The organism is Coraliomargarita parva (assembly GCF_027257905.1).
GTDB lineage: Bacteria > Verrucomicrobiota > Verrucomicrobiia > Opitutales > Coraliomargaritaceae > Coraliomargarita_A > Coraliomargarita_A parva.
On record NZ_JAPZEI010000013.1, the window covers coordinates 1 to 19,648 of the forward strand.

Consider the following 19,648-nt stretch of genomic DNA (forward strand, 5'->3'; position numbering starts at 1 on the left):
TCATTCCCAGCGCATCGAGGACATCTTTTTGAGTCACATCTCCGGCGGTGATGTTTGAGGCATGTGTTGTCGAACAGGCCAATAGGCTGAGTAGTAAGATTAACTTTTTCATTTCTTTAGCGATCGTCGAGGAGTAGCGCGCCTACGGCGTTGCTACCTCCGCCTGGTTATAGTTTATGGAAGGCTTTAAGGAACGAGGTTTTATTCTGTTCAAAGCGTTGGTGTTCAGAGTGGTTTAATTTTCTCTTTTTCTCTTTAAAAGCTGGTATGACGTAACCCCAATTTGAATTACGAGTGAATACAACTACCACATTCACATGGCTATCTTTCCATTTATTCTCTATTTCCTTCTCTTCACCATCCTTGGAATCAATTGTTTTGACTTGGACCCTGTGGTAATTCGGCCCATCCGAAATTAGGATGTCAGTTTGATGGCCGTGGTCTAATACTGGAGTGAAAAGCTGCCAGCCATCTTGCATAAGCCAACTGATGGTTCTGCTTTCGAAAGCTGTGTTCTTTAGAGCCTTATGAGTTCCATCTTTCGTGGCTGTTAATCGTCGTGGCATATTTCTTTTCTATAACGTAGTGGGGATGCGCGGAGAGTAGCGCGGCAGCGCTACTCGGAGTTGTCATCTCCCGCCTGGTTCTGCTTTTGGCTCATTGAGTTGCCTAAACTCAAGCATAGTTTGTTTTGCAAAGTCTAAGAGCGTGCCGTCTCTGTATAACCGAACCACGCTTGTCTCGTCTTCCAAAATGCACTCTAGGCCTACTATGTAAGCTTCATTGGATTCTGTGCACTTCTTACATTCTTTTCTTATTCTCTCCTGCCTACAGCCTTCGCAAGTATCTTTATACTCATAGTCTTCTAGGTGAAGGTGAATGCTTAAGTCGTCATGCGGTATATACAGGACATACAGACGGAAATCATCATTTTCCGTTCTTATTGATTTTAAGTATTTTTCAAGAGCGCTGAGCTCTTTATGAAAAACAGATGGCCGTATCTCTGGTTTTACTGGAATCTTATGCCTTTGAATTCTTTTATTCGTTTTGTATTCTTCCAAGTCATACGAAGCGTATGAGTTTAGGCATACAAGGAATAGAGAAAAAAGTAGGGATATTGATTTCATTTTCCTTTCGCAGAACGTAGAGCACTATCGCGACTGAAGCGCGGAGCGCGAAAGGAGTTGATAGGTGCGACTGGATCTACTCTCCTTCGATCTCATATGGAGGTTGGAATGCGAATAGACCAAATGCAAGGATTCGATAATCCCAAGAGGCGCTTTCATTATCTTTTATTTGTTCAAACCAAACATGCCCAGATCCGATCATAAGGCCTTTCCAGTTCGCAAATAGCGGTTGCTTAGCTTCTGATAAAATTTCCTTTCTTAGGCTAGGATTCAATCGATCACTTAACACTTTCATGAAAGCTTCTCTGTCTTGGATCACTATTTTCTCATTCTCTTGGCTTACGAGTATAGGGTAGTTGATTTCGTCTGCGATCCAACCAATGTTACCTTCTTTTACTGCTTCAACTATTTTATCACGATAAGATTCGTCGGCTGGGATTACATCTCTAGCAATAAGGCAAAATGGAAAAAATGCCATCATTGCGAATATACAGGTGAACTTCATTTATTTCCGTAGATCAGTGTTATCTACCCGACTGAGTCGGGGTTTTGCAGGGAAACGTTTCTGATTCCGGGGGCGGGGCCCGGTCAATCTGAACGTAAGCGGGTGGTTCGGAATGCTCCGATTGACAGTTACTTGTGAAATAAGCCATCGTTTGATAGCTAAGTATTGTGGGGGAGGGCTGTCCAGCTGTATTTGGAGCAAAAGCCCGACTGAGACGGCGCAAATTGGACGAGTCGGGGTTTTGCTGTTTTTTTGAGAGCGGGCGATGAAGTCTATTGGGCTGTGTAAGTGCTTATTCTCCAGTTTTATGTGCAATGGACATGCTTGAAGCTTAGCTAGATGTTCTGTGAGCAAAAGCCCGACTCAGGCGGGGGGGGATCATCGTCGATTTTCGTGAAATTTCAGTATTTCGTGTGTTCAGTGAAGTGTCGGAACCCCTCCCTCCTACGCCAAGGCTCCGGCGGACATGCCGTCCCGGGCAAGCCGGGACATCCGGCTTCTCTCCGATACGCCGTGACAGGCCTCCCCTTGCTGAAAGAGGAGGAGCTTTTACATTTCCGCTCTATTTGAGTGCTCGCGGTTAACCAGGCAACTCGCCAATAGATGGAGGAGGCCCGTGAAGTCCGCGAGCAACTGATAATAGCATCTCCCAAGTATCAGTAGTGGTGTGGAGGGGGGGAGGCACACTGGAATGGCACTACTTTAAGGACAAATAGAAGGGTTCCTATTGCAACAAAGCGTCGCTCGTAGTGGCTGCTTTAGCTGCCATATTCAGCATCCTAAGCCACCTCGGCTCGATGGCGACTGAAGTCGCCACTACGATAAGAAGCTTAAAGTAGTGCCATTCGAGGCACACTGTTTGCAGTTTTTGATGATAAACCAAAAAAAATCCCGCCGGAGGGCGGGATTGAATGCAAAGTCTGAGGCGGAATTAGCGCCAGGAGTAGATCATCTTGGTGTAGTAGCTGGTATCCAGCTTATTGTCGTTGGCCGGCTGGCTTTCGTACTCGTTCTTCACACCCATACGGATCTTCCAGTTGTTGCCGCTGCCGACCGGGATCTCGACGCCGCTGTCGTGGACGACGCGGTAATTGGCGAAATCATCCAGGGACGGCACGTAGGTCAGGTCGTTGGTCATGTAGATGTCGTCCATGAACTGGTAGGTATGGGCGAGCCCGAAGTCGAGGGTGGGGCTGGACTCGTCTTCCTTGTCGTTGTCGTAGGCGGTGTAGCGATAGCCGAGACCGCTGCGGGCGACCAGGGTTTGATGGTCCTTGTTGATCAGGCGGTAGGACATACCCGCGGCACTGGTGGAGCGCATCTTGATATTGTCGATATTGTCCATTTCCAGTTCGGAGCGGACATACCAGCCCAGGTGCTTGCTAAAGAAGGATTCGTAAGCCATGCCGCCGGCGGCGCGGTCGTCCGTCTTGTTGCCTTCTTCCTCGCCCTGCTCGTACTCGGCGTAGAACGACAATGAATCGTTCGGGCCCTTGAGCTTGGCCTTGAGGCTGGCACCCATGTTGAATTTCTCGGTGTTGCCGGTCTTGCCGGTGATGTCGACGCTGGCGTCGTACTGCCATTCCCGGCGGTTGCGGACCACCTCGGGGTCCTCCGCCTCGGGGCCCCAGGAGGCCACCACGCGTGCGGTGTTGGTTTCCAGGACGCCGTCCTCGGACTTGATCTTGAGTTTGCCGTCTCCGGTGGATTCGACGGGGCCGGACATGACCGTACCGCTCTGCAGGCGCACGGTGACCGGGCTTTCCGTTTCAAAGGACGCGACTTGCTCCTGCTTGATCTTCAGTTTGCCCGCATAGGGTGTATCCAAATGGATGGTACCCTTGTCGATCAGTGTGATGGTACCGGTGAGGCGGGCGCCATCCGTGGTGACGACCAGGTCGGCGTGTGCGGTCCCTGCGGCAAGCAGCAGGGCGAGAGTTAGCGCGCGTGTAGTCAGGCTGTTTTTCAGCATGGTTCGTTGTCAGTACGTTATGTATGAATAAAAAAAAGCGGACTCGCGAAGAGCAGAGTCCGCTTGAAGCAAATTTCAAACCTTACTCGGATTTAATCAGGATTTCCTTGGCGGAAAGGCCTTGCTTGATCATCGGCAACACGTGCTCGGTGTAGGGCACGATGACTTCGAGGACGTAAGGGCCGTCGTGGGCGATCATTTCCTCGATCGCGCCCTTGAGGTCCTCGCGCTTGACCACGCGGCGGCCTTTGACGCCGAAGCCTTCGGCGATCTTCACGAAATCCGGGTAGATGGCGTCGAGGTTGTCCGGGCCGCCGATGTTATCGTGATCGCACAGGATGGTTTGCCCGCGGACGCTTTCGTAGAGGAGGTCTTCCCATTGAACCACCATGCCGAGGTGCTGGTTGTTCATGATAATGGTCTTCGCGTTGATCTTCTCGATCTTGGCGGTGGCGAGTTCCTGCACGTTCATGAGGAAGCAACCGTCACCGTCGATGTTGACCACCAGCTTGTCGGGGCAGGCGACCTTGGCGCCGAGCGCGGCGGGGAGGCCGAAGCCCATGGTGCCGAGGCCCAGGGAACTGATATAGGTGCGCGGTTCGCGGAATTTGTAGAACTGGGCGGCCCACATCTGGTGTTGGCCGACCCCGGTGCAAACGATCGCATCGCCCTTGGTGACCTCGTAGAGGGCCTCGACCGCTTCCTGCTGGGTGATGAATTCGCCCTTCTCATAGGTAAAGGGGTATTCCGCCTTCCACTGGTTGATGGTGCTGAACCATTCTGAGAGGTCCGGCTTCTTGAATTGACCGGTCTTGCAGAGCTCCACCAGTCGGGTGAGCGCGTGCTTGATGTCGGAATGGATGGGCAGGTCGACCCGCTTGTTCTTGTTGTGCTCGGATACGTCGATATCGATATGGACGATCTTTGCGTCCGGGGCGAACTTATCGACCTTGCCGGTGATGCGGTCGTCGAAACGGGCACCGGCGCAGATGAGCAGGTCGCTGTCGCAGACCGCCCAGTTGCCGGCGACCGTGCCGTGCATGCCGAACCAGTAAAGAGATTGGGGGTGTTCCGCGTCGAAGGCGCCCAGCCCCATGAGGGTGGAAGCCACCGGAATGCCGGTCAACTCGGCAAATTCGCGCAGCTCCTTGTGGGCATCGGCCGAAATGATCCCGCCGCCGATGTAGAGCACGGGGCGCTTGGCTGCCTCGACCATATCCAGCACCTGGCCGAGCTCGCTGTCTTCGGCCTGGGGGTGGGTGACATCGTCCTTGTAGCCCGGGATATCAATCTGTGCGGGGAAGGTCGGCTTGTAGATGGCCTGCTGCACATCCTTCGGGATGTCGATCACGACCGGACCGGGGCGCCCGGTGCTGGCCAGATGGAAGGCTTCCTTGATCACGCGGGGCAAATCCTCCTTCTCCAGCACGAGATAGCTGTGCTTGACGATCGGAAGAGTCATGCCGAAGAAGTCGGTTTCCTGGAACGCGGCCTTGCCGATATACTGCTGGTAGACCTGGCCCGTGATGGCGACCAGCGGGATGCTGTCCATAAAGGCGTCGGCGATACAGGTGACGAGATTGGTGGCGCCGGGGCCGCTGGTGGCCATGCAGACACTGGGCTTGCCGGTGGCGCGTGCATAGCCGTGGGCCATGAAACCGCCTCCCTGCTCGAAACGGGGCAGGATGGTGCGGATTTTCTGGCTTTTGGTCAGGGCTTGGTGGAGCTCCATGGAGGCGCCGCCCGGATAGGCGAAGACGACATCCACACCCTCACGTTCAAGTGCGGCGACCATGACATCGGCGCCCTTCATTTCAGGACCGATTTCGTCCTGTTGTGGAAAGTCGATAGCTTTTTCGGTTTTCATCGTGTCGGTGGGTTGGGTGTGTTCAGCTCTTAATTGAAAGCGGTGTATGTGCAAAAGGGAGGAAAAAGACAATAAAACGGCCATGAATCAAGCCTCGAAGCGGTCTGCGGGGCCGGATCGGGGAGGAAGATCGCTCCACAGCTGGCCTGCTTCTAGCTAGCTGCCCGGCATGAAATCGCTCCTATCCCTTCTATTCCTCCTGAGTGTCCTTCGTTTGACGGCCGCGCCGAGCGCCCTCGTATTCCAGTCCGATTTCGGTTTGGGCGACGGTGCCGTGTCTGCCATGCAAGGCGTGGCCTACGGGGTCTCGCCCGAGCTGAAGATTTTTGACCTGACCCACGAAGTGCCGCCCTATGATATCTGGTTCGCGGCCCTGACCCTCAAGCAGACCGCAGCCTACTGGCCGGCCGGCACGGTATTCGTCTCCGTGGTCGATCCGGGGGTCGGGACCGAGCGCAAGTCTGTCGTCCTTAAAACCGAAAGCGGGCACTATTTCGTGACCCCGGACAACGGCACCCTGACCTTTGTGGCCGCCGAGCTCGGTGTGGCCGAAGTGCGGGAGATCGATGAGGCGGTCAACCGGCGCAAGGAATCGGGCAAGTCCTATACCTTTCATGGCCGGGATGTCTATGCCTACACCGGTGCGCGTCTCGCCTCGGAAACCATCCGTTTCGAGGAGGTTGGCCCGGAACTGGACGGTGTCTTGAGCCTGCCTTACCAAGCTGCCAGCGTTGAGGCGGGGGTCTTGAAGGGCAGCGTCTTCAAACTGGATGTGCGCTACGGGAATGTATGGACCAATATCAGCGGCGACTTGCTGGATGCCTTGGACCTGGATTTTGGCGGCATGCTCGAGGTCACGATTTCGAAGGATGGGACGCCCGTCTTCCAGGGCATCTTGCCTTATTCCGCCACCTTCGGGGCTGTGCCGGAAGGCGAGCCTCTGGTCTATCTCAACAGCCTGCTCAATGTCTCCTTCGCCCTGAATATGGGCAGTTTCGCGGAGAAACACGGGATCGGTTACGGTTCCGGCTGGACGGTGGCGCTGAAAAAGCAGGACTGAATCGGTTGAGGCGCGATATGCCTTCTCCAGTTCTTATGGCCAGATCGTCGATTCGCATCTTAACGCTTCATTGGCGATTGCTAGGGAAGTGCTGCATTTCAGGGACTGTTACGTGTGCGAGACCCCTCCGTCTTTCGCGCTGCGAAAGCCACCTCCCCTGCGTACATGGGAGGAGTTTGAGAACTCTCAATTATGTTACCGGTGTTGTGAGGTCCGGTCCCGTCAAAGCTCCTCCTCTGCTTGCAGGGGAGGTGGATCCGCACAGCGGAGACGGAGGGGTTGCCTCCCGTCCTCATCACTGCCGATCTCGGAGTTTCCCGAAGATCGCCAATGAATTTTTTTAGCCGCTGTTTCAGCGGGTCCGGAAACTGGAATCACATTTCTCGATCTGCGTGGCGCAGAACTAGCTAAGGGCTCGAGCTATGGAAATCATCAAAATCATGGATTGTCAGGATTACGTGGCGGAGGACCGTGCCGTCGCGAAGGAATTCCTGGGTCCCCGTAACAGTGGTCTGAAGAACCTGAGTATCGCTTATATCACGATTCCGCCCGGCGTGACCGTGAAGAAGCACTACCACCTGAAGAGCGAGGAGACCTATCACATTGTCGAAGGCAAAGGGATCATGCATCTGGACGGCGAAGACTGCGCGATGGAGCCGGGCGAGGCGGTTGCCATTATTCCGGGGCAGTGGCACTCCATTCATAATCCGGAAGAGACGGATCTGGTCATGGTGGTGACCTGTTCGCCACCCTGGGCGGAAGCGGACCAGGTCTTTGAAGCGGAATCGGAATAAGCAGTCATGGATACGCGAGACCGATGGAAAGGGATCGCCTTGGTACTCAATACCGGCTGCTGCTGGGGGTTCCATGGTGTGCTCATTAAATTTGCCTACAGCCTGGGGGCATCGTTCCTGCAGGTGTTTCTGGTCGAGGCTTTGTTTGCCAGCCTCTACTATGGTTGTTTTGCGCGCGGCTTTTTGAAGACGGTGCGGCCGCGGGGGTGGAGCCAGTGGCTGCAGCTGTCCGGCATCGGGCTGGCCTCGGTCGGGGTGGGGAACCTGCTGTTCCTCGCATTCAGCCTCGGGCCCGTTGCCATTGCCGCCACGCTCATGTTCATGTACCTCCCCGTGGTCTATGCCGTTTCCCTGATTTCGGGGAACCAGAGCTTCTCCGCGCCCAAGTTGTGTTCGATCCTGCTGGTCCTGATCGGGGCTACGTTGACCACCCAGATCTTTTCCAGTCTGGGCGAACCGGGCGCCGTGGCCGCGGTCTTCAGTGCGCTGGCCGCTTCCTTCTGTTATGCGTTGGTCTTCATCCTGACTCCCGGGGTGGCGTCTTTTACCACCGTGGAGTTTCGCTCTTTCTCCATCTCCGCCTTCGGCCTGGTGGGCTGCCTGATCGTATGGTGCTTTGTGCCTTCGCTCTGGTATCCGCTGGACGGGCAGCTGGGCTCGTTTCTGATCATGGCCATCGTGCTGGGGGTGGTGGGGCAGACCTTGCCGGTCCTGACCTTGATGAAGGGGCTGCCGATTACCGGGAGCAGCCTGGGTGGGGTTCTCGCCTCGGTCGAATTGCCCATTGCGGTGTTCAGTTCCGCGATCCTGTTGGGGGAAAGCCTCAGCCCGTCCAAGATCGTGGGCGTGGTGCTTGTCCTGTCGGGGATCGTGCTTTACAATTACAGTGATCGCGTCCGCGTGCCGCAGATGGCGACGACTTAAGTTATTCAGGCAAGGAAACCTTATGGATTTAAAGACACTCAACGGTTTAAGCCGGGAAGCGTTCAGCGAGGCGCTGGGGCAGGTCTTCGAGCATTCGCCCTGGGTCGTCGAGCTCGCCGCCGGGCAGCGTCCTTTCAGTCATGTGAAGGCCTTGCAGGCGGCTTGCGAGTCGGCCCTCTACGGGGCCAGCCCCGAGCAGCAGGTGGCCTTGATCCAGGCGCACCCGGACCTGGCGGCCAAACTCGACCAGTTGCCCAAGTTGACCGATTTCTCGCAGGCCGAACAAAAGCGTGCGGGCTTTGCCGCCTTGCCGGAAGCAACGCTGGCACAAATGCGGGAGGTCCTGGCGGCCTACCGGGAGCGCTTCGGCCATCCCTTCATCCTTTGCGTGACCGAGCATCCGGCTGCGGATGTCCTGCCCATGTTGGAGGTCCGCTGCCAGGCCAGTCCCGAGGCCGAGCGCATGGCTTGTCTTTTTCAAATTGCCCGGATCGGTTGGCATCGCATCTGCAGTTTAGTCGACACACCTCAGGAATCATAATGTCAGGAAAACTAAGTACACATGTCCTTGATACTTACGGTGGCACGCCAGCCGCCGGGGTGTCATGGCATCTCGAATTCAAGAGTCCCACCGCGCCTGCGTGGGCGGAAATCGCAGCTGGAGTCACCAATGCGGATGGCCGGACGGACGCCCCCTTGTTGACCGGCGAGGCACTTGTCACCGGCAGCTACCGCCTCTCCTTCGCGATGGGGGATTACTACAAGGGCAAATCGGTGCCCTTGGCCGATCCCCCTTTTCTCGATGTCGTGGTTCTTGAAGTCAACCTCACCGCCGGAGAGAGTTACCATGTGCCGCTCCTGGCCTCACCGTGGAGCTATTCCACCTACCGGGGGAGTTGATGGAACTGGAAGCTGCGATTGAAGCCGCCGGCCAGCGCATGATTGAGCGCTTGCAGACGCTGAAGACGATTTCCTCCAATAAGGAGTGGCTGGAGCGGATCCTTTTTTCGCCGGCTGCGGAGGAAGCGGCCTACCGTCTGAAGGGCTGGATGGGCGAGGCCGGGATGGAGGTGAATTACGATGCCTTGACCAACGTGACCGGTTGGCGCAGCTACGCCGAAGCGGGCAATGAGGCGCCGGCGATTCATCTGGGGTCCCACTACGACACCGTGATCAATGCCGGGGCTTATGACGGCACCCTTGGAGTGGTGTTGGCGATCGCCGTGGCCGATGTCTTGAACACTGCGGGTGTCGAGATGAAACACAATCTCGGGGTCAGTGCATTTTGCGACGAGGAAGGCGTGCGCTTTCAGAGCACTTTTCTCGGGAGCGGGTATTTAAGCGGGCAGTTCGAGAAAGACTGGCTTCACATGCCCGACGAATACGGGAAGACCCTGGGGGAATGGCTGGTGGACCGTGCGGAGTCGATCGACGAGCTGCTGGCTGCCGAGCCCTTTATCCGGCCACAGGATTATTTTCTCGAAGCACATATCGAACAGGGGCCCGTCCTTGAGGCGGCAGGGCGCGCGCTGGGCGTCTTTACAAATATCGCGGCCCAGCTACGCTCCGAAGTCGAGGTGATCGGCGAGGCGGGGCACGCCGGCACCATTCCCGCCCGCTTGCGCAAGGACCCCTTGCCCTATGCCTGTGAAATGATGCTGGCCGTCAATCAACTCTGCCGCTCGGACGAACGGGTTCGCGCGACGGTCGGACAGGTCGAAGTGCGCCCGAATGCCAGCAATGTGATTCCCGGCAGTGTGCGTTTTACGATCGATCTACGCTATCCCAACGAGGCGGGCCTGACGCAGGCGCACGAGCAACTTTCGGCCGATTTGAAGGCGATCGCACTGCGCAGCGGTTTGGAATTCCGCTACCGGGTCGTGCATCAGGCCGGGAATGTGTCCTGCGACGCCGCCCTGACCGATCTGCTTTCGGGTGCCTGCGAGCAGGAGCAGGGGGACGCCCTGCGGATCTTCAGCGGGGCGGGGCATGACAGCATGAAGGTCGCGGGTGTTTGCCCGGTCGGCTTGCTGGCGGTTCGTTGCCGGAAGGGGCTGAGTCATCATCCCGACGAGTTCGCATCGGAGGAGGATTGCCTGATGGCCTTGCGTGTCATGTTGAAGGCCGTGCTGGCTTTGGATCGTCAACTGTAGCATAGAGATGGATACGAAATTACATAATGTCCGGATCCTGCGGGATGGCGAATGGCAGACCATGGAGGTCGGCATCGAAGGAGGGCGCTTTTCGGACATTGCCGCCACGGTCTCAGGTCCTTGCTGTGAAAGTATCGATGCCGCGGGTGCCTACTGCTTACCGGGGGGGGTGGATCTGCATGTCCACTTCAACGAGCCGGGCCGCACCCACTGGGAAGGATTCAAGACCGGTACGGCTGCGGCCGCGGCGGGTGGAGTGACCTCGCTGGTCGAGATGCCCTTGAACAGTATCCCGTCGACCACTTCGCTCGCCGCCCTTGATTTGAAACTCAAGGCGATCGAAGGGAAGTCCTATGTCGATTACGGCCTCTGGGGTGGGCTCGTTCCCGGGAACCTGGATGAGCTTGAACCCTTGGCGGATGCCGGGGTCTGCGGATTCAAGGCCTTCATGTCGCCCAGCGGAACGGATGATTTTATCAACTCGGACACCGAAACGCTGCGTGCGGGCATGCAACGCATCGCCCGCACGGGCTTGCGACTCGCCCTCCATGCGGAAGACCCAGCGGTTTTGGAGCCGGCGGCGGCGCGTTTGGCACAACGTGAAAGCGCGACAGACTGGGAGGCTTCACGGCCGGTCGAAGCGGAGGTCAGTGCGGTGCGGATTGCGATTGAACTCTCGAAGGAGACCGGATGCCCGATCACCATCGTTCACGTCAGTGCCCCCGAAGTGCTCGATGTGATTGATGCCGCCAAGGCCGAGGGGGTCGACATCCTTTGTGAGACCTGCCCGCACTACCTGCTTCTCGACCTGGAAGATGCCGAGAGGATCGGGCCTGCGGCCAAATGCGCGCCGCCTTTGCGACCGCATCAAGTGGTGGATGCGCAATGGGCCGCGGTGCTGGCCGGACGGATCGATACCATCGGTTCGGACCATTCTCCCTGTCCGCCGGAGATGAAAACAGGTCGCGACTTTTATTCCGCCTGGGGTGGGATCTCTGGCTTGCAGCACGGCCTTCCCTTGCTCTTCGACCGGGTCAGCATCGGCGCGGGGCCCGATATGGGGCGTCTGGTCGACATGGTATCGACCCGGCCGGCTGCCATCATGGGCATGAAGGGGAAAGGCCAACTGGGAGTCGGGGCCGATGCCGATTTTGTTCTCATTCGCCCAAGTACAGTGCCCCGCTCGATCGCAGCGGAAGACTTGCTCTACCGTCACCGGCATTCTGCCTACTGTGGCATGACGCAGCGTTTGGAAGTGCAGAGCAGTTGGCTCCGGGGGCAATGCGTGTTTACCGACGGTCATGTTCAGGGTGAGCCTTCGGGAGCATTTCTCCGGGGGAAGGGAGGACTTTGATGAATGAGCCCCCGCGTAGTTTGGACGAGTGGCGGGAACTCGCGAAGCATGACGCGCAGTCATGGGCCGAAGCGGTGCGCTCGGTTGTCGCGGCGTGCATTGAAAAAACGGATACGTCGGTTGTGAGTGCTGATTTGAGCGCCTCGGCCGTCGCCGGGGGCGGAGCACTTGCCGGGGTGCCCTATGCGCTGAAAGATCTTTTCAATATCCGGGGTTGGCCGACCCACAATTCATCCCTGATGCCGGACCTGGTGGATCATCCGGTAACGGACGACAGTGAACTGGTCCTTGAGCTGCGCAGGCTTGGGGCGTCCTGTGTAATGAAGACACAGATGAACGAGTTTGCCTACGGGCTTTCAGGAGAAAATCCCCATTATGGGGATTGTCCCCATCCGAGCCGTCCGGACTGTCTGAGTGGCGGTTCGAGCAGCGGTTCGGCCTATGTGGTGGGGGCGGGCTATTTGCCACTGGCCTTTGGCACGGATACGGGAGGGTCGATCCGGGTCCCTTCCGCATTGTGCGGGATTTATGGAATTCGCTGGGTGCCCGGGTATTGTATGGGAGGCGCTTATCCACTGGCTGAATCCTTTGATACCATAGGCTGGTTCACTCGGACTGCGGAGGATATGCGATCTGTCCTCGAGGCATGGTTTGATGGGGGCGAGGCGGCTTTCGGCCGGCTGAGGGGCAGTTTGTTGATTCCGTCCGGACTGGTGGATGCCGAAAGCGAGGAGGTCCTGACGCGGGCGGCCGCCGGCTTGGGCTTGGGTGAGCCCGGGGATGCGGCCGGGCTTTTGTCGCTGATGCCGGATTCCAACAAAGCTTTCAACGTGCTGCAAAGCCGTGAGGCCTATGCCCTGCACAAGGAGCGCATTCGTTACTACAAGGACTATTACGACCCGGCAGTGTTGGCTCGAATTCAACGCGGGGCTTTATGGTCGGGGGAAGATATTGAGTCGGCCGAAGGGCTTCGAATGCGGCTTGCGGCCTGGTTCGAACATTATTTTTCCGACTACGATTTCCTCGCATTACCGGTCTGTCCGGGAGCGGCCGTGCCCCCTTCGGCGGCAACGCCGGACCTGAGGGAGAAAACCCTGCGGCTGACGTCGCCTGCAAGCCTGGCACAATTACCCGCCTTGACAGTGCCGCTCATGCTGGATGAGAAACGTAGCATAGGAATTCAATTTATCTTTCGGGAGGTGAGTGCGTCCGTGCCGCTTGCCCTGCTGGAGTTATGCAAAACTTTATAAAGAAAAACAGTTTTATCCTGATCCTTTTGGGGGCTGTGCTGCTCGCGATTCTGCTTCCGGGCCCCGCGGCCAAAGGCGGCCTTCTACACTCGGAAGTGACCACGAAGCTGGGCGTCTGGATTATTTTCTTCCTTCAGGGGCTGTCTTTGCCGACCAGCGAGTTGACCTCCGGCTACCGGCCCAAACGTTTGCATGTTTTTGTGCTGTCCTGGAACTACCTCTGGTTCCCCGTTGTGACGGGCCTGTACCTGATCCCGGTTTCACTGTTTCTGGCGCCGGAGTTGCGGACCGGGCTCTGGTTGCTTTCGATTCTTCCGACGACAGTGGCTTCGGCCATCACCTTTGCCACGGTCTCGGGGGGGAATACATCGAATGCGATTTTCTCCACGGTCTTTTCGAACCTGCTTTCCGTGCTGGTCGTACCCACTGTCTCGGTTGCTTATTTGGCGGCGGAGGCGGATGCCAACGTCCCGCTTACACCGCTTTTTTCCAAGCTGGCGATGTTGATTATCGTGCCCTTGATTGTCGGCCAAATCATTCGAAAGATCGTTCCGGGCAAGGCGACCTTGATCGCAAAGAAGTCGAAGAAAGTGAGCACCGGAATCATCGTGTTCATTGTCCACGCCGCTTTTGCCAACAGCGTACAATCCGGCTTTCTGGATGAGCTCAGCGGAGCTTCGGTTGTGGCGGTCATCGCCAGTACCGTCGGCCTGCTGCTCTTGGCCAGTTGGCTGGTTTGGTTGAGCTCGGCCTGGATTCGACCGAACCATGCCCAGCGTGTGACCGCCTTTTTCTGTGCCAGCCAGAAATCGCTGGCTACCGGGCTGCCGCTGGCCACCTCGATCCTGGCTGCGGCTCCGGGGGTCGTGGATCCGGCGCTGGTCCTGATCCCCTTGATGTGCTACCACCCCTCGCAACTGGTACTGGCCGGATTGCTTTCGGGCAAGTTCAAGGCGCAAAGCGAAGTGCACTGATGCCGCTGCCTCCGAAGTACGCGTCGCTTGGGTTGGAACCTTTGCTAGGGGAGGCGGGTTTCTTTCGTCTGATGTTCCGTTCGGGGCTCGAAGTGCTCCACGGGGAGCTGGCCCTGCCGGCGAGTAATATGATTTATTATGCGCTGACGCGTGAGTCGCCGCAAAATCACCTGCATTGGCTGGCGTCCGATGACCATCACATCCTCATCGATGGCGGACCGGCGGACTATTTCCAGTTTTTCGAAGACGGGCGCTCCACTTGCGTTCGGATGGGGCGCGAGCTGAATGCAGGAGAGCAACTGGCGGTTACGACGCCTGGCAATGCCTACAAGGCCGTGCGATTGTGCGAGTCGGCCGACTATTTACTGGTCGGCTCGGTTGTGACCCCGGCCTGGTCCGAGGCAGGGATGCATATCGGAGCCGGACAAGCCTTTCTGGGGCAATACATCGGAACCAGTTCTTGGGCCACGCCGGAGTGCCTGCGCAGCCTGATCGGACCCAATCTCGAAGCTTAAGCTATCAGCCAGTCTCTGGAAGCTACTGCTTCCCGGGAATTTGGATCAAGGGGTGGAGCGCGATCCGGATGGCTTCTTCGAGTTCTGATTCCTTGATTTCGTCATTCGTGATCGGGTCGAGGGTCATCTCGGTTTCAAAGCCCTTGTCTTTTGCATTGGATTCCATTGCGAGGCAGATGCCTCCCCGGCTGCTGAACATGAGTCGTCCCAATGCATCCTGGATCTTGATTTCGAGTGTGATCGTGGTGTTTGTGGTCCAGCCTGCGGAATGCTGATTGTCCGACTGCCGGACCTTGCGTTTCACGCCCGCCCAGGTGTAAGTGGTATAAGGAAACTCGAGCTGAACGTGGTCGAAACGGAGGACCGGACGCACGGTCCAGTCGCCGGGCTTGCTTGCACTTCGGCGTGCTTCGGCAAGGTGCTTGGTCGCATCGTAGTCCCCGAAATAGCCGCTGTCGTCGGCGATGCGCCCGGTCGAGAGTGGTTTCAAGTCAGCCGCATAACTGACCTCGAAGCCATTTGCCTCCAGATAGGCCTGGAGGCTTTGGTCGAGTCTCGGATACAGCGGGAGGAAGTTCTCGACGGAACGGGACCTGTGATTGCTTGGGAGCAGAACCAGCTTGTGTGTTTGCGCCTGTGTCTGGATCGCTGCATCGGCCATCGAGTACTGGGGCATCGGTACCTCTGTGCTGGCGCAGCCGGCGAGCGCCGCGATCGAGAGGCAGAGAGTGAAGTTTTTGAGTCCGCGCATGATTCGGTAAATGATGCTGCGTAGCCAAAACAAGCTGAGGTTATGAATCAAGCATCCGCGGCACTCTGGATCGTTAATCGTCACTTTATCAGCCATGCTGATTAGAGGCTACGTCCGGATCCCGCGATCGCATCCAACTCACGGATACAGTCTTTCCGCTCCGGGCTCTCCCAGTCGGCGATTTCGAAGCCGTTGCGGGCGAGTCTGGCCAGTTCTGCATGCGTGAAGCCGAGGTCCGTCGCGAGCCCATAGTAATCCTCGCTCAAGCTGTTGCCGAACATGAAGGGGTCGTCGGAATTGACCGTGCAGCGCACACCGGCGTCGAAGAGTTTGCGGATCGGGTGGTGGGCCATGTCCGTGACGCCTTCGACCTGTAGTTTGACGTTGCTGATGGGGCAGACGTCGAGGGTGACATCTTTTTCGAGGATGAGGTCGACGACCGAGGGGTCCTCGATGCAGCGGACGCCGTGCTGGATACGCCGGACGTTCAACTCCTCAATGCAGTAGCGAACGAAGGAAGCGGGCATGAATTCACCGGCGTGGGCCTTGAGGATCTTGCCGGCGTCGGCGGCCTTTTGCCAGATGTCCTTGGTCCAGGGCTCCATCGGGATGTATTCCGGCCCGTGGATGTCGACCCCGCTGAGCTTTTCCCATTTGATGCAGTCGTCGATGATCGTCTTGCCGATGCCCGTGTAATCGTTGTGGCACATGCCCATGAAGACACGTACTTCGAGACCTTTCGGTGCCGCGTCGAGCACGGCCTGTACGAGCTCGGGGCCAGACATGGTCCCGCCAAATAATGAGGCGATGTGGAAGCTGGTCTCGACATAGCGACAGTTTTGATCCGCGCAGTTCTGCAGGATCTTCTTGGCGCACTCGTGGTAAGCCTCGGCACTGGTGAACACCGCCGCGCAGAACTCCGCATACATGTCCATGAACTGGTCGAAACTGTCGTAGCGGAAGCTGTCGTCCCACATGGGTGGGGCGGTTCTGTATTTTTCCGGATTGGTGCGCTGGATCATCTCGTAGGGGCAGGCGCCTTCGAGATGGAGATGGGTTTCCGTTTTGGGGAGGCTTTGGACGAATTCCTTGAGGTCGGGATTGGGCGTATACATGTCTCTAATTTAGCAGGTAATGCGCCGAATTGCACCTCGGCATTGGTATCCGAATTGCTGGAGTCATCTCGAAGGATAGCTGTTAAGGTCGCGCAGGCGTGTCCGCACGCCGCAGGAATTTTCAGACAACTTCGTTTATTAGCACGTGGGTGCGCATCGGGACGGTGCTACCACTCCAATATTCAACAAGCCGAATTACTCATTGATGAAATACGTCGTTTTACTCCTGATTACTTGCACGCTTTCTATGTTGGCTGCCGAGCCGGTGACGCATGATTACCTGCGTCCCAGTGAGCAGAATGTGATCTACGGCATGGATCACGGTACGGCGCTTTTGCTCGACGTTTACAAGCCGGCGAAGCCGAACGGCTACGGGGTGGTCTTCGTCATGGGCACCGGGTTTACGGCAAACGGGGAATACGATGACGTCCCGCTCAAGGACTTGGATGTGGATCTACATGTCCGTGGCGTGTTCCCCAATTTCATGGGAGAGCGCTACCAGCTCTTCAAGCCGATGTATGAGGCCGGATTCACTATTTTCTCGGTGAACCATCGATTGGCTCCAAAGAACCAGTTGCCCGTCCAAATCCGGGATGTGCAGCGCGCGGTTCAGTTTATCCGTTATCATGCGGCGGACTACGGTATCGACCCGGAGCATATCGGCGGGCTGGGACACTCTTCGGGCGCGACGATGATTACCTTTCTCGGTGTCTTGGATGACGTCGCGGATCCCGATGCCTTTGATCCGGTGAACCGAATGAGCAGCCGGCTACAAGCCGTGGTGCCGATGTCGGGTCTGCATGATACTTTGGCGGCCTTGCGGCAAAGCCCGACTGCTGCCGGCTTGTTGGGGACGGTTGTCGGGCATGTGGTCTTATGGCAACCGGAAGGGCACCCGATCTATCAGGAATACAAGGATGCTTCCACCGTGAGCTATGTGACCGCCGATGATGCGCCCATGCTGGTCGTGCACGGGATGGAGGATGACGTGGTGAACATCAAGCAATCCGAAGCCCTGGTGAAGGCCTTGGAAGCCGCTGGTGTGGTTCACGAGTTCATCGCGTTGCCACACACGACGCATGGCGCGATTCTGGAGCCGGTCGACGTGCCGCCCTGTCCCTATGCCGCAAAGTGGTTGGAGAAAACCTTGATCCCGTAGTCCGGTCGGCAACTGAGATAGCAGCATTATTATAGGCAGAATGATTCGAGCAGCGCTGTGTTTTGAAACCACGAATGCACACGGATGTGCACGAATGCTGACAACGCTGCTTTTTGAGAACCGTTAATGTACGTTAATTTACGTGAATGGCTTACAACTCCGCATACTTTTAGAGAGGTAGGGACGGATATCCCTATCCGTCCGAGAGGCCTGGGGATCGAGCAGCCGACACCGGCAATTCGAGGGACCTGATAACAGGGCCAACAGAATGATTCGAGCAGCGCTGTGTTTTGAAACCACGAATGCACACGGATGTGCACGAATGCTGACCACGCTGCTTTTTGAGAACCGTTAATGTACGTTAATTTACGTGAATGGCTTACAACTCCGCATACTTTTAGAGAGGTAGGGACGGATATCCCTATCCGTCCGAGAGGTCTAGGGATCGAGCAGCCGACACCGGCAATTCGAGGGACCTGATAACAGGGCCAACAGAATGATTATTCGATCCGTGGCGTGTCCCGCCTTCGTTCCTACGGCGTGGCGTGTCCCGCTTGCGGACGCCTGGGCAGAATGGTGAACTGCTCGCAGCGCTGTGTTGTGAAACCACGAATGCACACGGATGTGCACGAATGCTTACAACTCCGCATTCTATTTTGGGGGTAGGGACGGATAATCCCTATCCGTCCGAGAGGTCTAGGGATCGAGCAGCCGACACCGACAATTCGCGGGACCTGATAACAGGGCCAACAGAATGATTATTCGATCCGTGGCGTGTCCCGCCTTCGTTCCTACGGCGTGGCGTGTCCCGCTTGCGGACGCTCCGTTGTTACCAGCTAGTTGTGATCGATTCTTCGGCAGAATCATTATCGGCAGAATGATGCTTACAACCGGAGTACCGGAATCATTTTGTCATCCATAATCCTGTTTCAACTCTCAGGGCGAGCACGCCGTTGCTGGAATGATTCTGCCTTTCCTCTCATGATGAAAAGGTAAACAGAATAATTTCTGACAGCGATGTGCTTTTGGAACCACGAATGCACACGAATATGCACGAATGCTGACAGCTCCGCATTCTATTTTTGGGGTAGGGACGGATATCCCTATCCGTCCGAGAGGTCTAGGGATCGAGCAGCCGACACCGACAATTCGCGGGACCTGATAACAGGGTCAACAGAATGATTCTGTGCTCAGGCCTTGGCCTGGGAGGCCATGATGCGCTCGCGGATATGTTCGCCCGCGGTGATGGGGGCGTACTTGGCCGGGTTTGCCTCGGTGATACAGTTCGGGAAGGTTTCAATCATGACCTCGGGGTCCGGATCGCTGAAGAAGGCGATGGAAAGACGCCCGTTCTTCATCGCTGCCGGACGCGGCACGACGCGGTGCGGGGTCGACTTGAAGAAATCATTGCTCCAGCGGGAGATCAGGTCGCCGGTATTGATGACCACGGTGCCGGGAATCGGGGGTGCATCGATCCACTCACCGGCAAGGTTCTGCACCTGCAGTCCGCCGGAGGGATCCTGAAAGAGTACGGTAATCGTGCCGTAGTCGGTATGGGCGCCGGCTCCGAGCTGCCCTTCGGCGACTTCTTCGACCGGCGGGTAGTGAAGGAGGCGAAGTGTTTGCGTGAGACCGGTATGGCGCTTGTCGAAGTAATCCGGTTCAAGACCGAGAGCGAGTGCGAAGGCACCCATGATATCGGCTGCGATTTTTACGATGCGGGCATGGAAGACTCGCATGAAGGCTTCGAATTGGGGATTGGGCCAGTAGTCCGGTCCGCTTGGTTGATTGGCCAGGTTGCGGCAGGTAAAGGTCTCTTTTAAATCCGCGGGCTTGGTTGGATCCAGCGCTTCGCCTTTCATTTGGGTGAAGCCGTGATTGGCCTCGGGGTTGAAGGGCACCTTGAATTTTTCGTCACAGTTGAATACCGACTGCGAGACCTTAAAGGCCGCTTCCAGCAAGTCCTCGGACATGCCGAAGTTCTTTAAATAAGTGAATCCGACATTGTGGGCGGCATTATATATTTCTGTTGCCACTTGGGCTTTGCCCTCGGGCGTGCCTTCCAGATAGGGGGCCATGTCGACGATCGGTATAGTGGTAGCGATACTCATAGAGCCGGCTTATAGCA

19 protein-coding genes are annotated in these 19,648 nt (G+C 56.9%); 11 read left to right on the forward strand and 8 right to left on the reverse strand.

Annotation, left to right across the window (positions count from 1 at the left end; translation table 11 throughout):
• Window positions 1–167: 167 nt before the first annotated feature.
• The 5 genes from O2597_RS16505 to ilvB all read right to left on the reverse strand — a co-directional run bounded on the left by O2597_RS16505 (window position 168) and on the right by ilvB (window position 5,471).
• Window positions 168–566 carry a hypothetical protein gene (locus O2597_RS16505; protein ID WP_269526586.1) on the reverse strand — a complete coding sequence of 133 codons (399 nt, stop codon included), beginning with the start codon at window positions 564–566 and terminating at the stop codon, window positions 168–170.
• Window positions 567–629: 63 nt separating this feature from the next.
• Entirely contained in the window at window positions 630–1,061 is a 432-nt protein-coding gene (locus O2597_RS16510) for a hypothetical protein (protein ID WP_269526587.1), read from the reverse strand.
• A 142-nt stretch (window positions 1,062–1,203) separates the two neighbouring features.
• A complete protein-coding gene (locus O2597_RS16515) occupies window positions 1,204–1,632 on the reverse strand; it encodes a hypothetical protein (protein ID WP_269526588.1) in 429 nt (142 codons plus the stop codon).
• 931 nt (window positions 1,633–2,563) lie between these two features.
• A complete protein-coding gene (locus tag O2597_RS16520; RefSeq protein WP_269526589.1) occupies window positions 2,564–3,604 on the reverse strand; it encodes a DUF481 domain-containing protein in 1,041 nt (346 codons plus the stop codon).
• Between the two features lie 82 nt (window positions 3,605–3,686).
• Window positions 3,687–5,471: a biosynthetic-type acetolactate synthase large subunit gene (ilvB, locus tag O2597_RS16525; protein ID WP_269526591.1), complete on the reverse strand. Its 1,785-nt coding sequence runs from the start codon at window positions 5,469–5,471 to the stop codon at window positions 3,687–3,689.
• 169 nt (window positions 5,472–5,640) lie between these two features.
• Between ilvB and O2597_RS16530 the strand changes: the two genes are divergently transcribed.
• From O2597_RS16530 to O2597_RS16575, 10 genes are all read left to right on the forward strand, one after another.
• On the forward strand, window positions 5,641–6,531 hold the full coding sequence (locus O2597_RS16530) for an SAM hydrolase/SAM-dependent halogenase family protein (RefSeq protein ID WP_269526592.1): 891 nt from the start codon (window positions 5,641–5,643) through the stop codon (window positions 6,529–6,531).
• Window positions 6,532–6,953: 422 nt separating this feature from the next.
• A complete protein-coding gene (locus tag O2597_RS16535; protein ID WP_269526593.1) occupies window positions 6,954–7,325 on the forward strand; it encodes a cupin domain-containing protein in 372 nt (123 codons plus the stop codon).
• A gap of 6 nt (window positions 7,326–7,331) precedes the next feature.
• On the forward strand, window positions 7,332–8,249 hold the full coding sequence (locus tag O2597_RS16540; protein ID WP_269526594.1) for an EamA family transporter: 918 nt from the start codon (window positions 7,332–7,334) through the stop codon (window positions 8,247–8,249).
• Window positions 8,250–8,271: 22 nt separating this feature from the next.
• Window positions 8,272–8,790, forward strand: coding sequence for a 2-oxo-4-hydroxy-4-carboxy-5-ureidoimidazoline decarboxylase (uraD, locus tag O2597_RS16545; RefSeq protein ID WP_269526595.1), 519 nt, complete (start codon window positions 8,272–8,274; stop codon window positions 8,788–8,790).
• Window positions 8,790–9,149, forward strand: a complete 360-nt coding sequence (gene uraH, locus O2597_RS16550) for a hydroxyisourate hydrolase (RefSeq protein ID WP_269526597.1) — start codon at window positions 8,790–8,792, stop codon at window positions 9,147–9,149. The genes uraD and uraH overlap by 1 nt, the downstream gene beginning before the upstream one ends.
• Complete coding sequence (locus O2597_RS16555) at window positions 9,119–10,402, forward strand: Zn-dependent hydrolase (RefSeq protein ID WP_269526598.1); 1,284 nt, start codon at window positions 9,119–9,121, stop codon at window positions 10,400–10,402. Before uraH ends, O2597_RS16555 begins: the two co-directional genes overlap by 31 nt.
• A 7-nt stretch (window positions 10,403–10,409) precedes the next feature.
• Entirely contained in the window at window positions 10,410–11,756 is a 1,347-nt protein-coding gene (gene allB, locus O2597_RS16560) for an allantoinase AllB (RefSeq protein ID WP_269526600.1), read from the forward strand.
• Window positions 11,756–13,006 carry an amidase gene (locus tag O2597_RS16565; protein WP_269526601.1) on the forward strand — a complete coding sequence of 417 codons (1,251 nt, stop codon included), beginning with the start codon at window positions 11,756–11,758 and terminating at the stop codon, window positions 13,004–13,006. Before allB ends, O2597_RS16565 begins: the two co-directional genes overlap by 1 nt.
• The gene (locus tag O2597_RS16570; protein WP_269526602.1) at window positions 12,991–13,980 is read left to right on the forward strand and encodes a bile acid:sodium symporter family protein; all 990 of its coding nucleotides are present in this window, start codon (window positions 12,991–12,993) and stop codon (window positions 13,978–13,980) included. Before O2597_RS16565 ends, O2597_RS16570 begins: the two co-directional genes overlap by 16 nt.
• Window positions 13,980–14,495, forward strand: a complete 516-nt coding sequence (locus O2597_RS16575) for a cupin domain-containing protein (RefSeq protein ID WP_269526604.1) — start codon at window positions 13,980–13,982, stop codon at window positions 14,493–14,495. The genes O2597_RS16570 and O2597_RS16575 overlap by 1 nt, the downstream gene beginning before the upstream one ends.
• Before the next feature lie 22 nt (window positions 14,496–14,517).
• On the opposite strand, the gene O2597_RS16580 is transcribed toward O2597_RS16575, so the two are convergent.
• Window positions 14,518–15,246 carry a hypothetical protein gene (locus O2597_RS16580; RefSeq protein WP_269526606.1) on the reverse strand — a complete coding sequence of 243 codons (729 nt, stop codon included), beginning with the start codon at window positions 15,244–15,246 and terminating at the stop codon, window positions 14,518–14,520.
• 101 nt (window positions 15,247–15,347) lie between these two features.
• Entirely contained in the window at window positions 15,348–16,361 is a 1,014-nt protein-coding gene (locus O2597_RS16585; RefSeq protein WP_269526608.1) for an adenosine deaminase family protein, read from the reverse strand.
• 205 nt (window positions 16,362–16,566) lie between these two features.
• Between O2597_RS16585 and O2597_RS16590 the strand changes: the two genes are divergently transcribed.
• The gene (locus O2597_RS16590; protein WP_269526610.1) at window positions 16,567–17,520 is read left to right on the forward strand and encodes an alpha/beta hydrolase; all 954 of its coding nucleotides are present in this window, start codon (window positions 16,567–16,569) and stop codon (window positions 17,518–17,520) included.
• A 1,190-nt stretch (window positions 17,521–18,710) separates the two neighbouring features.
• On the opposite strand, the gene O2597_RS16595 is transcribed toward O2597_RS16590, so the two are convergent.
• Window positions 18,711–19,631: an isopenicillin N synthase family dioxygenase gene (locus O2597_RS16595; protein ID WP_269526612.1), complete on the reverse strand. Its 921-nt coding sequence runs from the start codon at window positions 19,629–19,631 to the stop codon at window positions 18,711–18,713.
• Window positions 19,632–19,648 lie beyond the last annotated feature (17 nt).